8 protein-coding genes and 1 pseudogene are annotated in these 11,776 nt (G+C 44.7%); all 9 read left to right on the forward strand.

Translation table 11 applies throughout. The annotated features are described in order from the left end of the window. The first annotated feature begins 3 nt into the window (after positions 1 to 3). The 9 genes and pseudogenes from ftsL (at position 4) to murC (ending at position 11,746) form a co-directional block, all read left to right on the forward strand. A complete protein-coding gene (gene ftsL / locus AC2VOY_RS08460; RefSeq protein WP_491830875.1) occupies positions 4 to 405 on the forward strand; it encodes a cell division protein FtsL in 402 nt (133 codons plus the stop codon). Next, positions 402 to 2,156, forward strand: a complete 1,755-nt coding sequence (locus tag AC2VOY_RS08465) for a penicillin-binding transpeptidase domain-containing protein (protein ID WP_491830876.1) — start codon at positions 402 to 404, stop codon at positions 2,154 to 2,156. The genes ftsL and AC2VOY_RS08465 overlap by 4 nt, the downstream gene beginning before the upstream one ends. 14 nt (positions 2,157 to 2,170) lie before the next feature. Next, positions 2,171 to 3,739, forward strand: coding sequence for a UDP-N-acetylmuramoyl-L-alanyl-D-glutamate--2,6-diaminopimelate ligase (gene murE, locus AC2VOY_RS08470; RefSeq protein WP_491830877.1), 1,569 nt, complete (start codon positions 2,171 to 2,173; stop codon positions 3,737 to 3,739). A gap of 13 nt (positions 3,740 to 3,752) precedes the next feature. After that, positions 3,753 to 5,120 carry a UDP-N-acetylmuramoyl-tripeptide--D-alanyl-D-alanine ligase gene (locus AC2VOY_RS08475; RefSeq protein ID WP_491830878.1) on the forward strand — a complete coding sequence of 456 codons (1,368 nt, stop codon included), beginning with the start codon at positions 3,753 to 3,755 and terminating at the stop codon, positions 5,118 to 5,120. Further along, on the forward strand, positions 5,117 to 6,199 hold the full coding sequence (mraY, locus tag AC2VOY_RS08480; RefSeq protein WP_491830879.1) for a phospho-N-acetylmuramoyl-pentapeptide-transferase: 1,083 nt from the start codon (positions 5,117 to 5,119) through the stop codon (positions 6,197 to 6,199). The genes AC2VOY_RS08475 and mraY overlap by 4 nt, the downstream gene beginning before the upstream one ends. A 38-nt stretch (positions 6,200 to 6,237) precedes the next feature. Further along, positions 6,238 to 7,641 carry a UDP-N-acetylmuramoyl-L-alanine--D-glutamate ligase gene (gene murD, locus AC2VOY_RS08485; RefSeq protein WP_491830880.1) on the forward strand — a complete coding sequence of 468 codons (1,404 nt, stop codon included), beginning with the start codon at positions 6,238 to 6,240 and terminating at the stop codon, positions 7,639 to 7,641. Positions 7,642 to 7,675: 34 nt separating this feature from the next. Further along, positions 7,676 to 8,824, forward strand: a pseudogene (gene ftsW, locus AC2VOY_RS08490) (cell division protein FtsW); the annotation flags it as partial. 356 nt (positions 8,825 to 9,180) lie between these two features. Continuing rightward, positions 9,181 to 10,269 (forward strand): undecaprenyldiphospho-muramoylpentapeptide beta-N-acetylglucosaminyltransferase, encoded by a 1,089-nt coding sequence (murG, locus tag AC2VOY_RS08495; RefSeq protein WP_491830881.1) that lies wholly within the window; start codon positions 9,181 to 9,183, stop codon positions 10,267 to 10,269. A gap of 13 nt (positions 10,270 to 10,282) precedes the next feature. After that, on the forward strand, positions 10,283 to 11,746 hold the full coding sequence (gene murC / locus AC2VOY_RS08500) for a UDP-N-acetylmuramate--L-alanine ligase (RefSeq protein ID WP_491830882.1): 1,464 nt from the start codon (positions 10,283 to 10,285) through the stop codon (positions 11,744 to 11,746). Positions 11,747 to 11,776 lie beyond the last annotated feature (30 nt).

The raw sequence follows: 11,776 nt of genomic DNA on the forward strand, positions 1-11,776 counted from the left end.
ACGATGAGAAATCAAGATTTAACTTCTCCTGCTTTATTAGAAAATAATCAAGCGCTTAATGATAAGACAAGTTCGCCAGAGGCGGATGACTTTTCAGTTAATGAAAGTCTTGTCCAATCTGTATTGCAAGATATTTTCAAGGTAGGTTGGTTTCACCTGTTGCTACTGATTTTAATCTTAATCTCATCGATCTCAGTGGTGCTGGTGACTTATGAAACTAGAAACCAAATTAGCCACAGAGATAGATTATTAGAAGAAAGGGTGAAACTTGACGATGAATGGTCAAACCTTATCTTAGAAGAAAACTCGCTCGCAGAGCACAGCCGTGTACAGCGCCTTGCTACTAAAGAGCTGGATATGATACGTCCAGATGCAGACAAAGAAGTGATTGTGAATTTCAAATGAAGAAGTCTAGTTCTAAATTCTCAAAAAAGCGCACGGATTTTCGCGATGCGAAACAGGCCAAGACTCATGTTAAAGATGGCGCTTTGATTGGTTGGCGCTATAAAACAGTTTTAGTCTTTTTAGGGCTAGCTTTAGTTATTTTGCTTGGGCGCACGGCATATATTCAAGTCATCAAACCGGGCAACTTAATTGAAGAGGGTGATAAGCGCTCACTTCGCGTTAAGTCTATTCCAAGTGCGCGAGGCATTATTTCTGATCGCAACGGCGAGCAACTTGCTGTGAGTGTGCCAGTGGAAGCTGTCTACGCCGATCCAAAAGATGTATTTAAAAAAGGTGGCCTTGCTGATGTTAAGCGTTGGCGCGCGCTCGCCACAGCATTAAATATTGATGCAGATAAAATGATGGCACGTCTTGAGCGTAATAAAACCAAACGCTTTATTTACTTGCAACGTCAAGTTAGCCCTGCGATTGCTCAATATGTTCGTGACCTTAAATTGCCGGGGATCAACCTGAAGAAAGAAAGCCGCCGTTATTACCCTGCTGGTGAAGTTAGCGCGCACGTTATTGGCGTGACAGGGATTGACGGACATGGTCTTGAAGGGATTGAAAAAAGCTATGATGAGCATTTAACCGGTGAAGCTGGTAAGCGCACGATTCGTAAAGATAAAGACGGTAATGTTGTTGAAAACGTTGCACTTCAAGAGCAAGAGCCAGGTCAGCCGATTCAACTTACAATTGATCAACGTATTCAATCGATCGCATATAAAGCCGTCAAACAAGCGGTGGCAGATTTTCGTGCGACTTCGGCTTCGGCTGTCTTGGTCGATGTGAAAAATGGCGACATCTTGGCGATGGTTAATGCGCCATCTTATAACCCAAATAATCGCTCGCAACTACAAAGTTTCCGTATGCGTAACCGTACGATTACCGATTCGCTTGAGCCGGGTTCAACCATGAAGCCTTTTGTGGTGTTAGCTGGACTTGAAAAAGGCGTGGTGACCACAACAGAGAAAATCGATACAGGAAACGGCATTTGGCGTGTTGGCGGCAGCCGCGTTCGTGATTCAAGTCCTGTCGGTGAAGCAGATTTAGCCTTAATCTTGAAAAAATCGAGTAACATTGGCTCGGCGAAAGTTGCACTTCGTATGCCGGTCCAAGAACTACTTGCCATGTATGGCGATGTGGGCTTTGGGCAACTATCGGGCACAAACTTACGCGGTGAAGTGGAAGGTATTTTCCCAACGCGTAGCCGTTGGTCTCAGTTTGAACAAGCAACACTAGCCTTTGGTTATGGTATTTCGGTGACTCCGATTCAATTAGCTCATGCCTATGCAACCTTAGGTGGTATGGGGATGTATCACCCATTGCGTATTGTGAAAGACTCTCCAAAAGAGCCGCCGCACCGTGTAGCGAGTGCCAAAGTTGCGCGCGAAGTTGTGGACATGCTAGAAGGCGTGACGCAAAAAGGTGGTACAGCGATTCAAGCCCAAGTGCCAGGTTATCGTATCGGCGCGAAAACGGGTACCTCACGTAAAGCTGAAGCGGGTGGTTATAGCGACCAATACGTTGGTTTAACCGCAGGGGTTGCGCCTGTGAGTGATCCTAGATTTGCCTTGGTTGTGGTGGTCAATGAGCCGCAAGGGGATCAATACTACGGCGGTTCGGTTGCCGGCCCTGTCTTTTCTGAAATCATGAAAGGCGCTTTGCAAATCATGAATGTTGCACCTGATGGCATCAATAAGAATAATTAAATTTAGGGATGAAGATGCAGTTAAATTCAAATCCAATCGCGTTGGCTGATTTGGTTTCAGCGTTTATAACGCAAGAGGAATTAACCCAATTAAGCGCCTCTAAATTTGGCGCATTGCCAGTAACAAATCTAGAGCTAGATAGCCGCAATCTAACGTCACAAGATGTGTTTGTTGCAGTTAAAGGTCATCAGCTCGATGCGCGTAATTTTATCCCTCAAGCTTTAGACAAAGGTGTTCAAGTTATCTTTGCTGATGCATGTGATGGCGATTCGCGCCTTGAGATTGCAGCGGATCAAAGCCATGTGATTATTTATATCCATGCGCTAGCTCAGCAATTAAGCCAACTTGCTAAGTCTGTTTACCCTTATCAAAATATGCAGCTTGTTGGGATCACTGGTACCAACGGTAAAACCACGATCTCGCAATTAATTGCGCAATGGGCTGGCTTAATCGGTAAAAAAGCTGCGGTGATGGGTACAACGGGTAATGGTTTTTTAGATAATTTGCAAACCGCTGCTAACACTACAGGCAGCGCGATTGAAATTCAAAAGAAGTTAGCAAGCTTTGCTACGCAAGATGCGGATTTAAGCGCATTAGAAGTTTCATCTCATGGACTCGTGCAAGGTCGCGTTAAGGCGCTAGCGTTTGATGTTGGCGTCTTTACTAATTTAAGTCGTGATCATCTTGATTATCATGGTGATATGGCATCTTATGCAGCGGCAAAACAAAGCCTTTTTAGCCAACATTCTTGCCGTCATGCTGTGATTAATATCGATGATTCCGTCGGTATGCAATGGGTAGAAGAGGCGAACTGGCATGCGAGTCAGCAAACACTTACTTGCCTATCATTAAGCGAAATTTCGCCAAGTATTCAAGCGAAACATCAATTTATTTATACCAAATCATTGGCTTATACCGAAAAAGGAATAGCGCTTGAGCTGGTTTCTTCTTGGGGAGAGGCTAAATTGACTGCGCCTTTAATCGGTCAGTTTAACGGCATGAATATTTTGAGCGCGCTGGCGAGTTTGCTTGTGCTTGGGATCCCTTTGGATACTCTCGCGCAAACAGCTTCTAAGCTAAAACCTGTGATTGGTCGCATGGAGCTTTTCTTTGACCCAGCACGCAGCACGCCAAAACTAGTGGTTGATTATGCGCACACGCCAGATGCATTAGAAAAAGCACTCCAAGCCTTGCGTATACACTGTGAAGGCGAGCTTTGGTGTATCTTTGGCTGCGGCGGTGACCGAGACACAGGTAAACGCCCTTTAATGACTCAAGCAGCGCAAGCGTATGCAGATAAGCTTGTGATCACAGATGATAATCCACGTAGTGAAGATCCTAAGGCGATTGTGAAAGATATGCTCGATGGCGCAGAGCAGCCAGAGCAAATTCAAGTTATGCATAGCCGATTTGATGCGATTGAGTATGCGTTTACTCATGCCCAAGTGCAGGATATGATTTTAATTGCAGGCAAAGGCCACGAAGATTACCAAATTATTGGTGCGCAGACGATTCATTATAGTGATCGTGAAACCGCACTTGAGCTATTAAATGCGCCTTGTTGCGATAAAAATAAAAAGTAATTAGGAAGATACGATGATTCCATTTTCTATCAAGGAATTAATAGCTGTCACGGATGGCGAATTGATTGGCACAGATTGCCAAATTTTAGATATCACAACCGATACGCGCCAAGTCAAAGCGAATAGTTTATTTATTGCCTTAATTGGCGAGCGTTTCGATGCCCATGATTTTGCCGCGCAAGCGGTGGAGCAAGGTGCAAGTGCGCTGCTTGTTTCCAAAAAACTTGATCTAGCAGTCACCCAACTTGTCGTGTCAGACACCAAAGTTGCACTTGGAAAAATTGGCGCTTGGCTGCATCAACAAGCACACCAAAATGCGATCACTTTTGCTTTGACTGGTAGTTGCGGTAAAACCACAGTCAAAGAAATGCTAACCAATATCTTGTCTACCCAAGGCAAGGTACTTTCAACAGCAGGTAACTTTAATAACGACATTGGCGTACCATTAACGCTATTTCGCTCTGAAATGGACGATGATTTTGCGGTGATCGAGCTTGGCGCGAATCATATTGGTGAAATCGCTTACACCACTGCCTTGGTTCAGCCAGATATTGCATTGGTAAATAATGTAGCGGCGGCGCACCTTGAAGGCTTTGGTTCACTCGAAGGTGTGGCAAAAGCTAAAGGTGAAATTTACCAAGGCTTAAGTGTTGGTCAAAGCGCAATTGTCAATTTAGATAGCAATGGCGGTGAGCTTTGGGACAGTGTGCTAGCTGATAAAAAATGTATCAAGATAGCCAAAACAAATCCCGATGCGCACTTTTATGCCTCTGAGATTAAGGTGAATGCGCAAGGCTGTGCGACATTTACCCTGCATACACCACAAGGAGAGGCTAAGGTTTCTCTCAGTATTATTGGCGAGCATAATGTCGGCAATGCGATTGCAGCAAGCGCCATGGCAATGACTGCTGGGGTTACGCTGGATGCGATTATCCAAGGTTTAAGTCTTGATATGTCGGTCAAAGGGCGCGTTCAAGCGCTGCAACTTTCCGATAATATTCGCTTGATTGATGATAGCTATAATGCGAGCGTGCCGGCAATGAAAGCTGCTGCGGATTTACTTGCAAATTATCAAGGCTCACGTTGGTTTGTGCTTGGTTTTATGGCGGAGCTTGGCGAGCAAAGCCTAGCAATGCATAAAGAAGTCGCGGAACATGCGGCGCAATATAACTTCGAGCAAGTTTTAACTTTTGGTGACGATACCAAAATCATTAGCGAGATTTGTCATGGTCAGCATTTTGCCAGCCATGAGCAAATGATCGCTTATATTCAACAACACTTAGACACGACAGCACAGCAAGACCATACCATTCTTGTAAAAGGTGCGAATAGCTCAAAAATGAGCAAAATTGTTGCTGCTTTACAGGAGAAATACTCATGATCATGTGGCTTGCTGACTTACTTCAGCCTTACTTTTCATTCTTTCGTTTATTCGAATACCTTTCATTTCGCGCAATTTTAAGTGTCTTAACCGCACTTGGTTTTTCGCTTTGGGTCGGCCCTAAGATGATTGAACGTTTGCAACTGCTCCAAGTGGGTCAAGTTGTACGCCACGATGGTCCAGAATCGCACTTTAGTAAGCGCGGCACGCCAACTATGGGCGGCTTGATGATCTTAGCTGCTATCGGCTTAACGACTTTTTTATGGTCTGATCTATCAAACGTGTATGTTTGGGCGGTGATGTTTGTGCTCTTTGGTTATGGCGCAGTTGGCTTTGTCGATGATTATCGTAAAGTCGTGCGTAAAAATACTGATGGCCTGATCGCACGCTGGAAATACTTCTGGCAATCAGCGATTGCATTAGTGGTCGCATTTGCATTGTATGCACACGGCCATGATACCGATGCAACCAAACTTGTCGTGCCATTTTTCAAAGATGTGATGCCACAACTTGGTCTTTTTTATGTCATTTTAACCTACTTTGTGATCGTCGGAACGAGTAACGCAGTGAACCTCACTGATGGCTTGGACGGGCTTGCAATCCTGCCAACTATCTTAGTGTCAGCTGCATTTGCCGGCATTGCATGGGCAACGGGTAACAGCACTTACGCAGATTATCTACATATCCCATATCTTGCAGATGCAAGTGAATTGGTGATTGTCTGCGCCGCGATTTCAGGGGCGGGTCTTGGCTTTTTATGGTTTAACACCTACCCAGCACAAGTATTCATGGGCGATGTGGGTTCATTGGCACTTGGCGGTGCACTAGGCACCATTGCTGTCTTGGTTCGTCAAGAATTCGTGCTTGTTATTATGGGCGGCGTTTTTGTGATGGAAACTCTATCGGTCATCTTACAAGTAGGTTCTTACAAACTGCGCGGTCAACGCATCTTTAGAATGGCTCCGATTCACCATCACTATGAGCTAAAAGGTTGGCCAGAGCCGCGCGTGATTGTGCGTTTTTGGATCATCTCTATCGTCTTAGTTTTAATCGGTTTAGCGACACTAAAAGTTCGTTAAGATTAGCTTTCTGCCTCAAAGGATAAGGAGTGGCGGGTATGTCAAATTGGCAAGAAATCAAGAATGTAGTCGTGCTAGGTTTAGGTGTAACAGGCCTTTCGGTCGTCTCGCACTTAGCGCGCTTGAAAGCCCAAGGCATTGCTGATTTAAGCATTAAAGTCAATGACTCACGTGCCAACCCGCCAAGCCTTGAGAATTTGCAAGAGGCATATCCTGACTTGCCATTGCACACTGGCGAGTGGCAAGAAGACTGGTTACTTGATGCTGATTTGATTGTTGTCAATCCTGGCATAGCATTGGCGACCCCAATTTTGCAAGCGGCGAAAAAAGCCGGCGTAAAGCTTGTCGGTGACATTGAGTTGTTTGCGTGGGAAATGGAAAGACGCCGTCAAAAAAACCCAGAACAAACAGCAAAAGTTGTCGCGATTACAGGATCAAATGGCAAAAGCACAGTTACGGATTTAACCGGTGTATTGGCAAATGCTTCAGGCTTAAACGCTGCAATTGGCGGTAATATCGGCGTGCCAGCGTTGGATCTATTGCAACAAGATAAAGATCTTTATGTCTTAGAGTTGTCTAGTTTTCAGCTCGAAACCACAGATAGCTTATTTTTGAATGCTGCGGCATTTTTAAACTTTACTGAAGATCATATGGATCGCTACAGCAACAAGCTTGAAGAATACCTTGCAGCCAAGCAGCGTATCTACAAACATGCCAAAGTTGCTGTGGTGAATCGTGACGATCTTGCGACTTATCCTGATCCAAGCTTATATCCTAAAGAAAGTATTGAAATTCTAAGTTTTGGCTCAGATGAAGCCGAGCTTGGTAAAATTCATTTTCAAGATAAAGAATACCTTAGCTATAACCAGCAAACCTTAATTGCCACCTCAAGACTTGCGTTAGTCGGTGCGCACAATCATAGTAATGCTCTGGTTGCACTTGCATTAGTGAAATCTGTTGGTGTGGATATCATTGAAAATCCAGCGCTTTATGACGCACTCAAAGCGTACCAAGGTCTGAGTCATCGTTGTCAACTTGTCAAAGAGCAAGATGGTGTGCGTTGGATCAATGACTCAAAAGCGACCAATGTTGCTAGCACTGAAGCAGCGCTTGGTAATTTAACCCTTGAAGGGCGCTTACATCTATTAATGGGCGGGCTCGGCAAAGGCGCTGACTTTTCACCGCTTAAACCTCTGCTTGCACAATACGACTTAGCTTTGTATTGTTTTGGCCAAGATGGTGAAAAACTTATAGATTTACATCCAAGCGGGTGTTTATATCAAACTATGGATCAAGCGATTGCTGAGATTAAACAAAATGTTCAAGCCGGCGATCTTGTCTTGTTGTCCCCAGCTTGTGCAAGCTTAGATCAATACCCTAATTTCATGGCACGCGGTGATGCTTTTATTGCGCTTTGTCAGTCATCAGCCAGCGCTAAATAAATAAGAAGAGATACAAGTGACAGAAAGTAAACTCATGCAACCTTTTGGCAAGCTTGGGGCTTGGTTTATGCAAGGCTCCAAAAATAGTATTTATGATCGTCAATTGGTATGGATCGCCTTTAGCTTAATGCTTACCGGTTTGGTTATGGTAACCTCAGCTTCTTTCCCGATTAGTACTAAGCTTGTGGACAACCACTATCACTTTATGGTGCGCCATGCCTTGAACTTAGGTCTTGCCATCATTGCAGCTGGTGTGGTGATGTCGATTCCTTTGGAGCGTTGGATCAAACACAGTGGGCACTTTTTGCTGATCACTATTTTCTTGCTTGTGGTGGTATTAGTCGCAGGTAAGTCGGTAAATGGTGCAGCGCGTTGGATCCCACTTGGAGTATTTAACTTACAGCCTGCGGAAGTTGCTAAGCTCTCATTATTTGTGTTTATTTCCAGCTACTTAATGCGTAAGAATGATGAAGTACGTCGCTCATTTTTTGGTGGCTTCTTAAAGCCATTAGTGATTTTTGGCGTACTTGGCTTTTTGCTACTCTTACAGCCGGATCTCGGAACCATGGTTGTAATGCTTGTTACAGTTTTTGCCATGCTATTTATCGCAGGTGCAAAGCTTAAGCAGTTCATCGCTTTGATAGGGGCTGGGATCGCTTTGATTGCTTTACTTATCATCGCCGAACCTTATCGTATGCGCCGCGTGACTTCATTCTGGGACCCATTCTCAGACCCGTATGATACAGGTTATCAGTTGTCACAATCTTTGATGGCGTTTGGCCGTGGTGATTGGTTTGGTCAAGGTCTTGGCAACTCGATTCAAAAATTAGAATACTTACCTGAAGCGCATACTGACTTCGTATTTGCTGTTGTTGGCGAAGAGTTAGGCTTTATTGGTGTGGCAGCTATTTTAGTGCTGATCTTTGCATTGATCTTTAAAGCCATGAGCATTGGTCGTAAAGCACTTGAAGAAGGCCAACTTTTTGGCGGTTTCTTGGCGATGAGTATCAGCATTTGGTTTGCATTCCAAACGCTCGTTAACGTTGGCGCTGCTGCAGGTATTGTGCCGACCAAAGGCCTGACTTTGCCTTTGATTAGTTACGGTGGTTCGAGTTTAATCATCATGAGCGTGGCTGTGGCTTTGCTTTTGCGCATTGACTATGAGTGCCGCATCAAAGCAAGGTTTGAGCGTAAGATCACGCCAGATTCAGCTTTTGATGACATTGATTCACAAGAGCCAGTGGACTCTCAACAAGATGAATCAATCGATGAGCAAGAAGAGGATCAAACGAATAATCTTCAAGCAGATCAACCGGCGCCGCTTGCAAGCTCAGCTAGCCCGGCTGATATAAAAGATGAAGCAGATAAAGAAGTGATTCAGGATGAAGCGGTAGCGCCTAGCAATCAAGAAACAACACAAGCTGCGACCAGAGCAGATGTGAAGAAAGCGACGCCTAAATTAAAACCTAAGCTGAAGCTTAAAAAGCCAGCTAAGAAATAATATTGAATTTAAACGATTAACCAACTCAGGAAGAAGACATGGAGCAAGCAGCGCAAACAGATCGTAAAAAACGATTACTCGTGATGGCCGGTGGTACAGGTGGACATGTGTTTCCTGGGCTTGCTGTGGCCAAAAAACTTCAACAAGAAGGTTGGGAAATTCGTTGGTTAGGTACGCCTGATCGTATGGAAGCGGACTTGGTGCCAGCACATGGGATTGAAATCGATTTTATTCATGTCAAAGGCCTGCGTGGTCAAGGTGTTGCTAAGCTTTTAAAAGCGCCGTTTCAAATTAGCAACGCAGTGATGCAAGCACGTAAACACCTGCAAGCTTGGAAGCCAGATGTCGTCCTTGGCATGGGCGGTTATGTAAGTGGCCCGGGCGGCGTTGCGGCAAAAATGCTAGGCATTCCACTTGTCTTGCATGAGCAAAATGCAGTGGCGGGTTTAACCAACCAATGGCTATCTAAAATTGCCAGCCGCGTGATGCAAGCCTTCCCTGGTGCATTTGAAAATGCAGACGTTGTCGGCAACCCAGTACGCCAAGATGTGGTTGAATTAGCACCGCCTGCGCAGCGATTTGCAAAGCGTGATGATGCGCTGCGTATTCTGGTTATGGGCGGCAGTCAAGGCGCTGCAATTTTAAATAAAACCTTGCCTGAAACTTTATCCTTATTAAAGACTCAGACAGAAGTTAAGTATCAAATTCGCCACCAAGCGGGCAAAGGCAATGCCGAAGAGGTTCAAGCCCACTATGCCAAGCTTGACGTTGAAAATGCACAAGCAACTGATTTTATCGAAGATGTCGCCGAGGCTTATGCATGGGCTGATGTGCTTGTGTGCCGCTCTGGCGCGTTAACGGTTTCAGAAGTTTCTGCTGCTGGTGTTGGCTGTATTTTCGTTCCCTTCATGCATAAAGATCGCCAGCAAGCACTCAATGCGGATCACTTAGTTGCATGCGGTGGCGCGTTGATGATCGAGCAACCTGATCTCACGCCAGAGTCACTTGCCGATGCACTGGCAAAACTTGATCGTAGCAAGCTTCTTGAAATGGCTGAGAAAACTCATCAAACTGCAATCACAGATGCGGACGTACGTGTGGCGCAAGCAATTAAAGATTTAAGCTAAGGAATATAGCGAGATGTTAGAAAAACAAAACCCAAATTTATCCGAGATTCGTGCCATTATTCCTGAAATGCGTCGCGTTAAATGTATTCACTTCATCGGTATCGGTGGCGCAGGCATGAGTGGGATTGCCGAAGTATTATTAAACGAAGGTTATGCGATTAGCGGCTCAGATATGGCGCAAAACCCTGTCACCGAGCGTTTAGCTGAAAAAGGCGCTAAAATTTTTATCGGTCACAGCGCTGAAAATATCGAAATGGCAAGCGTGGTTGTCGTCTCTACTGCAATTTCAACTGAAAACCCTGAAATTGTCGCAGCAAAAGAAAAACGTATTCCCGTTGTGCGCCGCGCAGAAATGCTAGCAGAATTAATGCGTTTTCGTCATGGTATTGCAGTGGCAGGCACACATGGTAAAACCACAACCACAGCGCTTGTGACGCAAATTTATTCAGAAGCGGGTCTTGATCCAACATTTGTGAATGGTGGTCTGGTGAAAAGCGCTGGCACAAACGCGCGTTTAGGCTCAAGTCGTTATTTGATTGCTGAAGCAGATGAAAGTGATGCGTCATTTTTGCACTTAAAACCTATGGTCAGCATTGTCACGAATATAGAAGCCGATCATATGGAAACTTATGGTGGTGACTTTGAAACCCTCAAGCAAACTTTTATCGACTTCTTACATAACTTGCCTTTCTATGGGCAAGCGATTATGTGTATTGATGATCCTGTGGTGCGAGAGTTGATCCCACGTATTAGCCGCCAAGTGATCACTTATGGCTTTAGTGATGATGCAGATGTGCGTTTATGTGACTATAGTCAAGCTGGTCAGCAAGGGCGTTTTCGCGTCTGTCGCAAAGGTCGTCCTGATCTTGAGGTATGCTTGAATATTCCGGGTAAGCATAATGCGCTTAACGCAGCTGCTGCGATTGCGGTTGCAACGGAAGATGAAATCTCAGATGAAGCAATTGCGAATGCTTTAATGCAGACTCAAGGCACAGGCCGTCGCTTTGATCATCACGGTGAATTTGATATCGGAAATGGCAGCGCTATGTTGGTCGATGATTATGGTCATCACCCAAGTGAAGTGGATGTGACCATTGCTGCAGCACGTTCAGGTTGGCCAGAAAAACGCCTTGTGATGATTTTTCAACCGCACCGTTACAGTCGTACACGTGATTTATACGATGATTTTGCAAATGTACTCGAAAAAGTTGATGTTTTAATCATGTTAGATGTATATTCAGCGGGAGAGAAATTAATTGCAGGGGCAGATAGCCGCTCACTTTGCCGAACCATACGTACTCGTGGTAAAGTTGAACCAATTTTTGTGGATGATCACAATGAAGTTCCACAAGCGCTCGCTAATCTTATCCAAGATGGTGACTTAGTGTTGACTCAAGGCGCTGGCAATGTTGGTAAAATCGCCAAAACATTAGCAGAGCTTGAATTAAATATTGATAAAATGCGAAGCTTTAAGTAAATATAATTAGTTTGCTAATGTTAATTTAAT

The organism is Vibrio sp. KMM 9700, from assembly GCF_058545285.1.